At 62.7% G+C, this 13,018-nt stretch carries 12 protein-coding genes; 5 read left to right on the plus strand and 7 right to left on the minus strand.

Annotated features, from left to right (window positions below):
* The 7 genes from ACRC1E_RS10210 to ACRC1E_RS10240 form a co-directional block, all read right to left on the minus strand.
* Positions 1–200, minus strand: a 200-nt coding sequence (locus ACRC1E_RS10210; protein ID WP_438514989.1) for a hypothetical protein, incomplete at its 3' end; no start/stop codon positions are given.
* 182 nt (positions 201–382) lie between these two features.
* Positions 383–1,588: an acetyl-CoA C-acyltransferase gene (locus ACRC1E_RS10215; protein WP_438514990.1), complete on the minus strand. Its 1,206-nt coding sequence runs from the start codon at positions 1,586–1,588 to the stop codon at positions 383–385.
* A gap of 87 nt (positions 1,589–1,675) precedes the next feature.
* A complete protein-coding gene (locus tag ACRC1E_RS10220) occupies positions 1,676–2,134 on the minus strand; it encodes a MaoC family dehydratase (RefSeq protein ID WP_438514991.1) in 459 nt (152 codons plus the stop codon).
* Position 2,135: 1 nt separating this feature from the next.
* Positions 2,136–2,921: an SDR family oxidoreductase gene (locus ACRC1E_RS10225; RefSeq protein WP_438514992.1), complete on the minus strand. Its 786-nt coding sequence runs from the start codon at positions 2,919–2,921 to the stop codon at positions 2,136–2,138.
* 116 nt (positions 2,922–3,037) lie between these two features.
* Entirely contained in the window at positions 3,038–3,814 is a 777-nt protein-coding gene (locus ACRC1E_RS10230) for a glucose 1-dehydrogenase (RefSeq protein WP_438514993.1), read from the minus strand.
* A 70-nt stretch (positions 3,815–3,884) separates the two neighbouring features.
* Positions 3,885–5,261 (minus strand): DUF1329 domain-containing protein, encoded by a 1,377-nt coding sequence (locus tag ACRC1E_RS10235; RefSeq protein ID WP_438514994.1) that lies wholly within the window; start codon positions 5,259–5,261, stop codon positions 3,885–3,887.
* A gap of 30 nt (positions 5,262–5,291) precedes the next feature.
* Entirely contained in the window at positions 5,292–6,977 is a 1,686-nt protein-coding gene (locus ACRC1E_RS10240) for a DUF1302 domain-containing protein (RefSeq protein ID WP_438514995.1), read from the minus strand.
* 242 nt (positions 6,978–7,219) lie between these two features.
* On the opposite strand from ACRC1E_RS10240, the gene ACRC1E_RS10245 reads away from it, so the two are divergent.
* The 5 genes from ACRC1E_RS10245 to ACRC1E_RS10265 all read left to right on the plus strand — a co-directional run.
* Complete coding sequence (locus ACRC1E_RS10245) at positions 7,220–8,410, plus strand: acyl-CoA dehydrogenase family protein (RefSeq protein ID WP_438514996.1); 1,191 nt, start codon at positions 7,220–7,222, stop codon at positions 8,408–8,410.
* A gap of 1 nt (position 8,411) precedes the next feature.
* Entirely contained in the window at positions 8,412–9,536 is a 1,125-nt protein-coding gene (locus tag ACRC1E_RS10250) for an acyl-CoA dehydrogenase family protein (protein ID WP_438514997.1), read from the plus strand.
* Positions 9,533–11,176, plus strand: a complete 1,644-nt coding sequence (locus ACRC1E_RS10255) for a class I adenylate-forming enzyme family protein (RefSeq protein WP_438514998.1) — start codon at positions 9,533–9,535, stop codon at positions 11,174–11,176. The genes ACRC1E_RS10250 and ACRC1E_RS10255 overlap by 4 nt, the downstream gene beginning before the upstream one ends.
* A gap of 75 nt (positions 11,177–11,251) precedes the next feature.
* On the plus strand, positions 11,252–12,463 hold the full coding sequence (locus ACRC1E_RS10260; protein WP_438514999.1) for a thiolase family protein: 1,212 nt from the start codon (positions 11,252–11,254) through the stop codon (positions 12,461–12,463).
* A 2-nt stretch (positions 12,464–12,465) separates the two neighbouring features.
* Positions 12,466–13,018, plus strand: a 553-nt coding sequence (locus tag ACRC1E_RS10265; protein ID WP_438515000.1) for a Zn-ribbon domain-containing OB-fold protein, incomplete at its 3' end; no start/stop codon positions are given.

A 13,018-nucleotide genomic window follows, 5' to 3' on the forward strand; every position in this document is an offset into this window, starting at 1 on the left:
CCGCCATCGGCACTGGCAAAAATGGCACCGCGCTCGCCTACGGCAAGCAGCCGGCTACCTAGTTGCGCCATATCAGTGAAACGCATGCGATCGACGCGCACCATCGTTGCTGCCTGCTCGGGCATGGGGCGCGGCGAAAAGGCATAGACCGAAGCGGCGGCCACCACGGCGGACACGGCCAGACCCATTAATGTGCGCATGGCTGTCTCCCGTCATTGTTTTGCTGCATGGCGTGTATCCTTTGTTCTCTTTGTACGCTGATCATTAGCCAAGCGCTGTGCACCAACATCGTCCAAACAGGGTAAAACACTCGACACCCCCATGCAAAAACGCCGCAAAGCGGCGTCTGTGCGGGCTTTAACAGGATTCCCCTTCCCGACACTCAGGCGCCGACCTCGAACAGCGCCGCTGCCCCCATGCCGCCGCCTATGCACATGGACACCACCACGAAACGCTCGCCACGGCGACGCGCCTCCAACAGTGCGGTGCCGACCAGACGTGCGCCCGACATCCCGAACGGGTGACCGATGGCAATCGCCCCACCGTTGACATTGAGGCGCGTGTCTGCAATGCCGAGCATGTCGCGGCAGTGGATCACCTGACAGGCAAAAGCCTCGTTGATCTCCCACAGCCCGATATCGGACACCTTGAGGTTATGGCGCGCCAGCAGCTTGGGAATGGCGACAACCGGGCCGATACCCATCTCGTCGGCGCGGCAGCCGGCAACCGCCAAGCCACGGTAGATACCCAGCGGCGCCAGGCCGCGCTCGCGCGCAAGATCCGCCGACATCAGTACCGAGGCGGAAGCGCCATCCGATAATTGCGAGGCGTTGCCGGCGGTGATGAACTCACCTTGCGCCACCCAGCGCCCATCCTTGAATACCGGTTTGAGCGCCGCCAGGCTCGCGGCACTGGTGTCCGCGCGCGCACCCTCGTCGCGCGCGAGCGTCACCCTTTGCTTTTCGGTCGGATTGCCTTCCTTATCAAACAACTGCTTTTCAACCGTGATCGGCACGATCTCGGCGTCGAACAGACCTTGCTCCTGCGCCGCGGCGATGCGCTGCTGGCTTGCCAGCGCATAGTCATCCTGCGCCGTGCGGCTGATACCGTAGCGCGCCGCCACCAGCTCTGCGGTTTCTATCATCGGGATATAGGCCGTCGGGTAGGCGGCCAGCACCGCCTGCGACTGGGCACGGTGGGCGTTCTTGTACTTGTTCTGCACCAGCGAGATCGACTCGAGGCCGCCGGCAACCAGAATATCGCGCTCGCCAACCATGATGTCCTTGGCGGCATTGGCAATCGCAATCAGCCCGGACGCACACATGCGGTCCAGCGCCATGCCCGGCACCGTATCCGGCAGGCCGGCCACATAGCCGGACAGGCGGCCGATGGTGTAGCCCTGCGTGCCCTGCTGCGCGGCACAGCCTAGGATGACGTCGTCGACTTCATCGGGCGCAACACCGGCGCGCTCGATTGCGGCGCGGATCACGTGGCCGCCCAGTACCGGCGCTTCGGTATCGTTGAATGCGCCGCGATAGGCCTTGCCGATCGCGGTACGGGCGGTGGAAACGATAACGGCTTCGTTCATAGCGATATCCTCGGGGAGTGATTGGGGACTAGGGATAGTGGATTAGGGCGTGGAGAGCGGGACTATTCCCTATTCCCCATTTTCTCCCTAGAAAAAATAACGGCTGATCTTGTCAACCACGCAGGCCGGTTTGTCCGCGCCTTCAATCTCGATGGTGATGCGCACCGTCGCCTGCACGCCGCCACCGGCTTCCTCCACCTTCAGCACCTCGCCGCGCCCGCGCAGGCGCGAGTTCACCGCCACCGGCGCCGGAAAACGCACGCGGTCGCAGCCCACATTCACCCCCAGCTTCATATTGCGGATCTCGATCAGTTGCGGCAGGAACAGGCTGGCCAGCGACAGCGTCAGATAGCCATGCGCGATGGTGCCGCCAAACGGTCCCGTCTTCGCCCGTTCGGGGTCGACGTGTATCCACTGATGATCGCCAGTGGCCTCGGCAAACAGGTCGATACGCGTCTGGGTGATCTCGGTCCAGGCCGTCACGCCCAGATCGGTGCCGCTGGCGGCCAGTAGTGCGTCGCTGGAATCGAAAACAATATTGGCCATGTCACGCCCTTTGTGCGCTGACCGAGACCACTTCGCCGGTCATATAGGTCGAATAGTCGCTGGCGAGGAACATCATCACATTGGCGATTTCCCACGGCTCGGCAGCGCGCCCGAACGCCTCCTGCGACGCAAGGCTTGCCAGCAGTTCTTCCGAGGCCGATTTTTTCAGGAAAGCATGGATGGCAATCGACGGTGCCACCGCATTGATGCGCACGCCGTATTCGGCCGCTTCCAGCGCCGAGCAGCGCGTCAGCGCCATCACGCCTGCCTTGGCCGCCGCATAGTGCGCCTGCTCCTTCTGCGCGCGCCAGCCCAGCACCGAGGCGTTATTGATGATCACGCCGCGCCCACGGGGCTGCATCACGCGCAAGATGGCGCGCGTCATGCGAAAAGTGCCGGTCAGGGTGACAGCCAGCACCTTGTCCCACTCGCTGTCCTCCATATCCACCACGCGGCAACTGCTACCCAGGCCGGCGTTATTGATCAGCACATCGACGCCACCCAGTTTCTCTTCGGCGGCCGCGACCAGCGCCTGTACCTGCTCCTCACGACTGACATCGCACAACATGCCGTAAACGGCAGCGAGGCCGGTTTCGCTTTTCAGCGTTTCGACCGCGTCCTGCAGGCGCTTTTCGTGCACATCGGAAATCATCAGCCCACGGCAACCTTCCTCGGCAGCACGGCGCGCGGCGGCAAAGCCGATGCCGGCACCGGCAGCTGCGGTCACCAGTACCGATTTGCCCTTGAGCAGGCCGCAGGCGGCGGGATAAGCGGGGGCAGCGTTCATATCACTCTCCTGATTGAAATTTGCCCCTATCGTGACGCTGTCGCCGAGCGCCGCCATCCCGCAAACGGACCATAAGTACGGATGAAAAACCGCCGTGTGCGATCGGCGGCGTCAGATCAGAACGGCCAGACGGTGGACTCGGCGCCACCATCGACCTCGATCACCTTGCCGGTGATCCAGCGGCTGGCGGGGCTGGCCAGAAACAGCGCCGCAGCGGCGATATCCTCGGCCTCGCCCAGACTTTGCAGCGGTGTCGCGTCTATCATCTTCTGGCGCGCGCTATCGTTCAGGAACCGCTCCAGCGCCTCGGTGCAAATCGGCCCCGGGGCGATCGCATTGACACGGACAAGCGGGGCCAGATCCTGCGCCAGCAGGCGGTTGAGCTGGGTCAGTGCCGCCTTGGCCGCGCCATAGACGGTGAAGTTTTTTTGCGCATAACGCGCCGCGCCTGAGGTGATATTGATGATGGCGCCGCGCCCCGCCGCCTGCATATGCGGCGCCACCAGTGCCGACAGGCGAAACGCGGTCGTGACATTGAAATGCATCGCGTCGTCAAACGCCTTGGCCGAAGTCTTGAACACATGATTGGGGCCGGCGCCGCCGGCGTTATTCACCAGCAAGGTGAGCTTACCCATTGCTTCGCGCGCATCCTGCACCAAGCGCTGCAAGGCCGCGTCGTCGTTGACATCGCAACTGAGCGCCAGCGCCCGCACGCCAAAAGCGCGCGCAGCCTTGGCCGTATCGTCGATTTCGGCCTGGTTTCTGGCCACACACACCACATCGGCGCCGGCTTCGGCAAACGCCAAAGCAATGGCGCGGCCGATACCGCGCCCGGCACCGGTGATGATGGCGATCTCGGATTGCAGCGAAAAACGTTCCAGTATCCGGTTCATCCTGCTGACCTCCATAGATAAAAAACGCAAAAAACCCGATGCCTGGGCATCGGGTTGCGGCTAGTGCGGCTTACTTGCCGGCGCGGCGGATGGCGTCCGGGGTAAAGTCTTCGGGCTTGAGGCCGCCGGCGTTGATCACGTCAGACTTGGGCTGCTCGTTGCTCATGCCATAAGCGACGTAGGCGCCCGAGTTCAGGTCGTGGTAGAAGGTGGACGAGTTGAACTGGCCACTGAAGTCCGGCGAGTAGTAGTGATGCGCGATACCGGCGCGCCACAGCTTGTTCTGGCCGTCGTACTGGTCGGCATACACACCATGCCAGCTATCCTCATCCAGATAGATTACGCGGCGCGGATACAGGTGGCGCATGCCCGGCTTGAGCTTGGCCTCCACCGCCCACACGCGGTGCAGCTCGTAGCGCATCGGTTCGGCGCTCGGATGGTTGGGCGTCAGCAGATCCTTGTACTTGAGCTTGGGGTTGGCGACACGGTAGGCATTGTACGGAATGTACATTTCCTTCTTGCCCAGCAGCTTCCAGTCATAACGCTCGGGCGAGCCATTGAAGAAGCGGTCTTCATCAATGGTCATACCGCCACCCACACCACCGACCGGCTGGTCGAAACCAAAGCCCGGCACCTGGCGCACACGACGGGTACCCGGGTCATAACGCCAGGCCAGACGTGCGGTGGTTGCGAAGTTGTACGGTTCTTGCGATGCGGTGATCGCGCCCTTGTCGCGTTCGGGCAGCATCGGTGCGGTAATGTAGTAGGAATAGATGCCGGATGTCGTTTTGGCACGCACTTTAGGGTCATGCCCCGGCGTCAGGCCGGTCGAGCGCAAGCGCCCCCAGATAATGCCGTTCGAGGTGACCGTCGCATTGTCGCGCACCGTCTGTACCGTGTACGGGCGGTGCGGCTGCAACATATTCCACAGCGCCTCCTGCCCTGTCTTGGGCACCGGGAACGGAATGGCGCCGGCGGTGGCATCCACCCCCATACCGCCATCTACCACCTTGGCCAACTTGGCATTATCCAGCGCGGTATCACACACCCAGTCCGGGTAGCGGAAATCACGGTGGCTGGCGTAAATCGGCATCTTGTAGCTGTTTGGATACTTTTTCAGCAAGGCCTTCTGGCCATCGTTCAGCTTGTCGGCGTACTGCGCCATATTGGCGGCGGTAATCACGAACAGCGGCTTTTCATTGGCATAGACGTCGGCGGCATGCGCGCCGGCATTCATCTTCCAGCCCGGATTGGCCTGCGCCCCCAGCCATTTGCCGGAGAAAGCCGGAATCGAGCCATCGGCATTGCCGGCCTTTTCGGCGCCGACACAGGTCAGATCCTTGCCCAGACGGGCCACTTCGGCTGCGGACGCTGCGGCAGAAGCCCCCTGCGCGGCAAACAGTGCCGAGCTTGCCAGCAGCGCGGCTGCTATTTTTTTCATTTTCATCGTCAGAACTCCTAAATCGGGTGATGGGGCTTAGAAGGTGTACTTGGCGTAGGCCGAGACGTAGTCGCGGTCACCCAGCTTGCGATAGACCGGATCCGGACGGGTAAAACCGACGTAAGTCAGCCCCAGCTCCAGGTTGCCCAAGTACTTCCATTCGGTGCCCACCGAGTACTGGAAGTTGCCACCGGCATCCGCCAGCGTCGAAATCGGCGTCATGCCCTGAATCCACACACCACGGATCGGTACTTTCAGATCCCATCCCGCAATAATGCCGGGGTAGGACAGATCCATGCCCAGCGTCAGGCCGTAGGCGTTTTTATCGCGTTCGCCGGTGGCGGTTTTCCACACAAACTGGTCGCTGGGCTTGGCCAAGCCACTAAGCGCTGGAACTGGAGCACTGGCTAAGGCAGGTGCCCCGGACGTTGCCTCTACACTAATGCCGTGCGTCCACACTAACTCCCCCATCAGGGTGGTTGCGCTAGCCCAAGGCATATCCCCCAGAACGCGAATGAATGAAACCTGGGCTTGCGTCGCCTTACCCTTGGCGGCCGTCGGCCCAATCGCAGTATTCACCAGCATCGGCACACCATCGCGATAGGTCAGTTCGGCCCCCACCTGCGTCTCACCGATGCGGGTTGACAAGGAGGCACCAACCAGCTTGATGTCCTCGAAGTAGATCTCATCGTAAGTGAGTGCCTGAGGCCTGAACTGTGGAGATAGCGTCCAGTTCATCCGCAGATTCGGATTTTTGTCGTGGTACTGCAAGTAATAAGCCGATAGTTCGGTAGCATCGGTCACACCCCAGCGCGCACCCACACCAAACTGCCCGTTGTTCTTTGGCTTTTCCTTTTCGCCATAGCGAGTAAAAGCCGCAGTTGGCAGCTGAGCAAGATCGCCGTAGGCAAGACGGAGTACTTCGGCACCAGGCCCCAGCACGTCGGTGTTCGACAAATAGGAACCCACCGGTGGCAGTTCGGTACCCTTCCACTGGAACTGGTAGTAGCCCATCAGGCTGAAGTTGGGGGCCAGCTCGAGCAGGCCGGATACTTGCGGCACCGGCAGCAGCATTTCCTTGACTTCGGTACCGGGCGACAGACCCTTGACCGCATCAAACGGCACTTGCGCAGCCGAGGCGTTGCCGTAGAACAGGCTCTCGCCCCAGGCCACCACCTGATTGCCCAGCTTGAAGGTCAGCCGTTTGTCGCCGCCCACATCCCAGGTGTTGTAGACATAGGCATCCAGAAACTTGGCGCGGCCGCCGGAGTAGAACTCTGTGCCATCGGTGAACTGGTCCTTGGCACCGAATTTGTTGACGGTTTTTGGCGAATTATTGGCATTGCTCTTGTGATAGACGTCGTCGTAGAACGCGGTACCACGCAACATCAGCCCCATATTCCCGCGGCTAAGGTTCATCTCGGCATTCAGCCCCAGGCGATTGGTAGTCAGATCCCCTTTGCCGAAGTTGTGGTTGCCGTCGTCCAGATTGGTTGCCAATGGATTGCGGTTAGTGTCAGGGCCATTAGTCAGCTTGTCCGACGGATCCTTGACCCGCACGCCGACGCCGTAGGATACGGTCGCCTGATAATCGAGCTTGACGCCATTGTCGAACTCGATCGCCTCCGCGGCGTACGCGTGGCTGCCGATCAGCGCCAGCGATAGCGGCAGTACCCTGGGCAGGGCTACCCATCCCGTTTTGCTTCTGTTTTTTTGTTTCATGCGATTGCCTCGCCTCCATTGTCCGGGTCTTGTAAAGAGCGCCCTGTTCTGCGGCAGGCTTCGCTCCTTGTGCTGCAATGTGGACGCCAGAACCATGTCCTACATCGTCCAAAAAGACTAAACAGAGCGAATGCTCTATTCGAAAAGCGGTGATAGTCTGTTCGCATGATGTAGGCCGTGGGGCGCACCGGATAATGGCTCGCATCCCAGCTTGAGCATGATCCGGCAACAGGAGAGCAACCGTGACTAAGAGCAGCACATTCAGGCAGTCGGTACAGCAATGGCTAGCAGCCAACTGCCCGCCAGCCATGCGCACCCCGCCGCCCGAAGGGGGCATCGTCTGGGCCGGCAGCCGCGTGCATTTTGATGCCCCAGAACAGCAGCAGTGGTTCGAGCGCATGCGCGGCAAGGGCTGGTTCGCCCCCGACTGGCCCATCGAATATGGCGGCGGCGGGCTTGATGCCGTTGACACCCGCATTCTGGAAGAAGAACTGTCGCGCCTGCGCTGCCGCGCTCCGATGATCAATCTCGGTGTGTGGATGATAGGGCCGGTGCTGCTCGCCTCCGGCAACGCCGAACAAAAAGCGCGCCACCTGCCGGGCATGGCGCGTGGCGAAGTGGCATGGTGCCAGGGTTTCTCCGAGCCCGGTGCCGGCTCGGATCTGGCCAGCCTCAGCTGCCGCGCCGAGCGCGATGGCGACAGCTATGTCGTCAACGGCTCCAAGATCTGGACTTCCTACGCCGACCGTAGCGACTGGATGTATGCGCTGGTGCGCACCGACCCGCAAGCGGGCAAGCATGCCGGCATCAGCATGCTGCTGATCGATATGGCCTCGGCCGGGGTGACGGTCAAGCCTATCGACCTGATCAGCGGCAAGTCGCACTTTTGTCAGGTGTTTTTCGACAATGTGCGCGTGCCGGCCGAAAACCGCGTCGGTGCCGAGGGCGAGGGCTGGCAACTGGCGCGCGATCTGCTGGGCCACGAGCGCCGCGCCATGAGCAAGTTTGGCGACAACAATGTCCCCGGTATCGATTTTCTGGATCTGGCGCGCCAGCTATTGCCGCTGGCCGATGAAGCCTGCCGGCCGCTACTGGCCGAACGCGTCGCGCGCGCCGCCATGGATGAACACGCCTACAAGCTGAGCTTGCAGCGGGCGCACGAAGCCGGCCGCGCCGGGCAGGATGTTTCCGGCCTCGTTGCCAGCTTTAAGTACCTGCATAGCGAACAGAACCGCGAACGCCACGAGCTCTTGATGGCACTGGCCGGCAACGAGGCGCTGGGCTGGGAGGGTGAGGCTTTCGACGAAACCCTGCTCAAACTGACGCGACAGTGGCTTAATTCCTACACCTACACCATCGCCGGCGGCACGTCGGAGATCCAGCTCAATATCCTGGCCCGCCGCGTGCTGGGCCTGGCGGCAAGCGGAGGCTGACATGACCCTGATCCTTGGCGAAGAGCAGCGCATGCTGCAAGACAGTGCAACAGATTTTTTTGCCAGCCGGCTGCCTCTGGCCCACAACCGTGCGCTACGCGACACCGGCCTGACGCATGACGCCAAGGCCTGGCGCGAGATGGACGAACTGGGCTGGAGCGGCATCGCCCTGCCCGAAGAGCTGGGCGGGCTGGCTTTTCCGCTATCCGGCATCGCGCTGATTCAGGCCCAGGCCGGGCGCACGCTGGCCGCCACGCCGCTGCTGTCGTCCAATATCCTGTGTGCAGGCCTGCTGGCACTATGCGCCAGTGACGCGCAACAGCGCGACTGGCTGCCGGGCATCGCTGGCGGCACAGTCCGCGCGGCACTGGCGCTGGACGAAGGTACGCGCCACGATCCCTCCTGCCTCCGCCTTGCGGCGTGCGCAAGCGGCGATGGCTGGGTGCTTGACGGCAGCAAGTCGCTGGTGATGGACGGCACACTGGCCGACACCTTGCTGGTCGCGGCGACGCTCGCCGGTGAAACTGCCCTGTTTATCCTGCCGGCCGTGAGTGCAGGCATCACCCGTACCCCGCTTTCGCTGATCGATAGCCGCGACGCTGCCCGCATCGTATTCGAGCGGGTGCAGGTCTCGGCCGATGGCTTGCTGGCACGCGGCGACAGTGCCGATCAGATGCTGGCGACCGTACTTAACCGCGCTCGCATCTGTCTGGCCGCCGAAATGCAGGCCATCAGCCGCGAGCTATTCGACAGCACGCTGGCCTACCTGAAGCAGCGCCAGCAATACGGCGCTTGGCTCGGCAGTTTTCAGGCTCTGCAGCACCGCATGGCGCGGTTATTTACCGAACTGGAGCTCGCTGAAAGCACCGTCGCGGCGGCGCTATCGGCGCTGGATGGCGAGGGCGAGCTGGCGCTATTGGCGGCACTGGCCAAGGGCAAGGTCGGCGAAGTCGCGCTCAAGGTCGCCAACGAGGCGGTGCAACTGCACGGCGGCATCGGCGTCACCGACGAGCTGGATATCGGCCTTTACCTCAAACGCATCCGCGTAGCCGAAGCGCAGTACGGCGACCACCTCTTTCAGCGCACCCTTTACACCCGCCTGATCGCACTGGAGGCCCGCACATGAGCACACTGACCGTCTGGCACCAGAACATGGCGGCGCTCACTGGCGCCGGCGCACCGTTTGCCATCACCGAACTAGATGGCCTGCCCGCCTTTAGCCAGGCACCGGCCACGCTCGCGGCGGCGCTGGAGCAGGGCCGCCGCCATGGCGCACAGGACTTTATCGTCTGGCAGAATCAACACCTGTCTTTTGACGCCTATTACGCCGAGGTCGAGCGCGTGGCGGCAGCCCTGCTGTTGCGCGGCCTGACGCCGGGCACCCGCGTCGCCATCGCCATGCGCAACTGTCCGCAATGGCTGATTGCCTTTCACGCCATCATCAAGGCCGGCGGTGTCGCCTGCGCACTCAATAGCTGGTGGCAGGGCGACGAACTTTGCGCTGCACTGGCGGACTGTGGCGCGGCCTTGCTGATTGCCGACGCCGACCGTCTGGCAAGGCTACACGGCAAGCTTAATGGCATCACCGTGATCGGCATTGATGGCGCCGCCGATACCGATCTGGCGGCGCTCGCAGGCCACGCACCGGACCACTGGCCAGACATTGCACCGCAAGACACGGCCGCCATCCTGTTTACCTCCGGCACCGGTGCGCGCGCCAAGGCGGCACTACTGTCGCAGCGCGCGCTGGCGCAGGCGGTGTTCTCGCTCGACTTTTTTGCCGCTGTTGGCGCCATGGCGCAGCCGGAAATCATCGCCCGCGCCCAAGGGCGGCAGATGAAAAGCCTGCTGGCGGTGCCGCTGTTTCACGTCAGCGGCCTGATCGCGCAATTCTTTGCCGCGCTGCGCGGCGGGCGCTGTCTCGTTATGCTGAAAAAATGGGACGCGGGCGAGGCGCTGCGCCTGATGGAAAGCGAGGCCATTACCCAGTTCAACGGCTCGCCGGCGATGCAGGTCGACCTGATCAATCACCCCGACTTTTCGCCCGAGAAACTATCCAGCCTGATTGGTCTGGGTTATGGCGGCGCCGGTGTGCCGGCCACGCTGTCCGGCGCTATCGCGGCCCAACTGCCGCAGCTCATGCAGGGTAGCGGCTACGGCATGACCGAAAGCAGCGGCATCGGCTGCGTCAGTAGCGGCACGATGTTTGCCGAGCACCCTGCTGCGGTGGGCCTGCCCTCGCCGGTGGTGCGCCTGCGCGTGGTCGATGCCGCAGGCCATGTCCTGCCCGCTGGCGCGGAAGGTGAAATCCAGCTCTCGGGCTCGGTACTGATGGATGGCTACTGGCTGGACGGCCGGCTTGAACGCGGCGCTTTTGATGGCGCGTGGTTCGCCAGCGGCGACATCGGCCGCATCGATGAGACCGGCCTCGTCTACCTCACCGGACGCAATAAGGATGTGATCAACCGTGGCGGCGAGAAGATTGCGCTGGCCGAGGTGGAAAACTGCCTGATTGCCCACCCCGACGTGCTGGAAGCCGCCGCCTTCGCAGTACCCGACGCCCGTCTGGGCGAACGGCTGGAAGCACAGGTGGTGATGAAACCGGGCAAAAGCTTTGACGCCGAGGCAATACGCGGCTTCGCCCTGCAACGCCTGGCCGCCTACAAAGTGCCCGCCGTCATCCATCTGCGCATGGATGCCTTGCCGCGCAATGCTTCGGGCAAGCTGCTGCGCCGCAAACTGCTGATGGGTACGGCCACGCATTAGCCGGCCTCGTCCGCATGGGGGATGGCGCAAGGCGCGCCACAGGACAAGATGAAAACAACAACAGGAGAGATGCGCATGGGTCTGCAAGGACAAGCCGCCATCGTCGGCGTGGCGCAATACCAGCCGGAAAAATATACGACGGCCCCCCGCATGTTCCATCTGGAGCAGGTCGCCGATTTGGCGCGCCAAGCGCTGACCGATGCCGGACTACAGGCGAAGGACATCGACGGGCTATGCGTCAACGGCCCGCATTTTCACGAAGCCTCAAGCTTCGTGCCGGCCATGGTTGGCGAGTATCTGGGTATCCCGCTGAATTTTGGCGAGGTGGTCGATCTGGGCGGCGCCTCGGCGGTAGCCATGGCCTGGCGTGCGGCGGCAGCGATCGAACTTGGGCTATGCCAGGCCGTGCTGTGCGTGATTCCGCAGCGCATGGCACCGCAAGGGCCGGATGAAGACCCGATGATGATGGCGCGCGCCATGCGTTATGGCGGGCACAGCACCGCCTTTGGTGCCCCCGAGGCCGAATTCGACCTGCCCTACGGCCATATGGCACAAAATACCGGCTACGCCATGATCGCCCAGCGCTACAAGGCGCGTTACGGCTACGACGAGGCGGCGATGGCCAAAATCGTCGTCGACCAGCGCACCAATGCCTGCGCCAACCCCAAAGCCATGTTCTACGGCAAGCCCTTGAGCATAGAAGATGTACTTGCCAGCAAGATGGTAGCCGACCCGCTGCATGTGCTGGAAATCGTGATGCCGGTCGCCGGCGGCGCCGCCTTTATCGTGACCAATGCCGCGCTGGCCGCCCGCAGCCGCCATCGGCCGGCATGGATCAAGGGCTTTGGCGAACACATCATCAGCAAGTCGCCAAGCTACGCACCCGAGATGCTGGACACGCCTATCGGCCCGGCGGCAAAGCGCGCCTTCGCCATGGCCGGCATCACGCCGGCCGACATCGATGTCGCCGAAATCTACGACTGCTACACCATCACCGTGCTGCTGACACTGGAAGACGCCGGCTTTGCCAAAAAAGGCGAAGGCATGGCCTTCGTGCGCGAGCATGACCTGACCTACAAGGGCGACTTTCCGCTCAACACCCACGGCGGCCAACTGGGCTTCGGCCAGGCCGGCTCCGCCGGCGGCATGAGCCAGCTGATCGAGGCGGTAGAGCAGATACGCGGCACCTGCGGCGAACGTCAGGTTGCGCACTGCGACAAGGCCTTTGTCTCCGGCACCGGCGGCGTGATGAGCGAGCAGACCGCGCTGATTTTGATGGGGGAATGAAGATGAGCCATAAACCGCAACCAGCCATCACCGAGATTTCGCGCCCCTACTGGGATGCACTAGCTCAGTACCAGGTCAAACTGCAACAGTGCAGCGCCTGCGCCGGCTGGGTATTTTTTCCGCGCAGCCATTGTCCGCACTGCCTGTCGGATGCATTGCACTGGCGCGAGGTTTCAGGCAAAGCGTGTCTTGTGACCTACACCGTCGCCCGCATCCCCACCCTGCCCGACTTCGCCGACGAGGCACCGCAAAAGCTGGCGGTGGTGGAACTGGCCGAAGGCGTGCACCTGAACACCACCCTGGTTGGTCTTGATGAGGACGAGATTTGCATCGGCATGGCGCTGCAGCCGGTATTCGACGACAGCGGAGACACTACGCTGCTGCGCTTTACCGCTGAGGGCAAGCCGTTGTCGGTGATCGCCCGCAAGGAGGAGGATGCCGCCGCTACCCGCCCATCGCCACAGGCCAAGCGCCAGATCCATTTCAAGGATTTCGACTCGCTTAAAGCACTGATCAGCGAGGAATTCTCGCCGTGGAGCAACCGCTACATAGTGA

The organism is Craterilacuibacter sp. (assembly GCF_051659485.1).
In the GTDB taxonomy this organism is placed as follows: domain Bacteria; phylum Pseudomonadota; class Gammaproteobacteria; order Burkholderiales; family Chromobacteriaceae; genus Craterilacuibacter.

Bases quoted from the DNA above. Each gene is read 5' to 3' on its own strand.
- ACRC1E_RS10215 (WP_438514990.1), bottom strand. From the start codon at position 1,588: ATGAACGAAGCCGTTATCGTTTCCACCGCCCGTACCGCGATCGGCAAG.
- ACRC1E_RS10220 (WP_438514991.1), bottom strand. From the start codon at position 2,134: ATGGCCAATATTGTTTTCGATTCCAGCGACGCACTACTGGCCGCCAGC.
- ACRC1E_RS10225 (WP_438514992.1), bottom strand. From the start codon at position 2,921: ATGAACGCTGCCCCCGCTTATCCCGCCGCCTGCGGCCTGCTCAAGGGC.
- ACRC1E_RS10230 (WP_438514993.1), bottom strand. From the start codon at position 3,814: ATGAACCGGATACTGGAACGTTTTTCGCTGCAATCCGAGATCGCCATC.
- ACRC1E_RS10235 (WP_438514994.1), bottom strand. From the start codon at position 5,261: ATGAAAATGAAAAAAATAGCAGCCGCGCTGCTGGCAAGCTCGGCACTG.
- ACRC1E_RS10240 (WP_438514995.1), bottom strand. From the start codon at position 6,977: ATGAAACAAAAAAACAGAAGCAAAACGGGATGGGTAGCCCTGCCCAGG.
- ACRC1E_RS10250 (WP_438514997.1), top strand. From the start codon at position 8,412: ATGACCCTGATCCTTGGCGAAGAGCAGCGCATGCTGCAAGACAGTGCA.
- ACRC1E_RS10255 (WP_438514998.1), top strand. From the start codon at position 9,533: ATGAGCACACTGACCGTCTGGCACCAGAACATGGCGGCGCTCACTGGC.
- ACRC1E_RS10260 (WP_438514999.1), top strand. From the start codon at position 11,252: ATGGGTCTGCAAGGACAAGCCGCCATCGTCGGCGTGGCGCAATACCAG.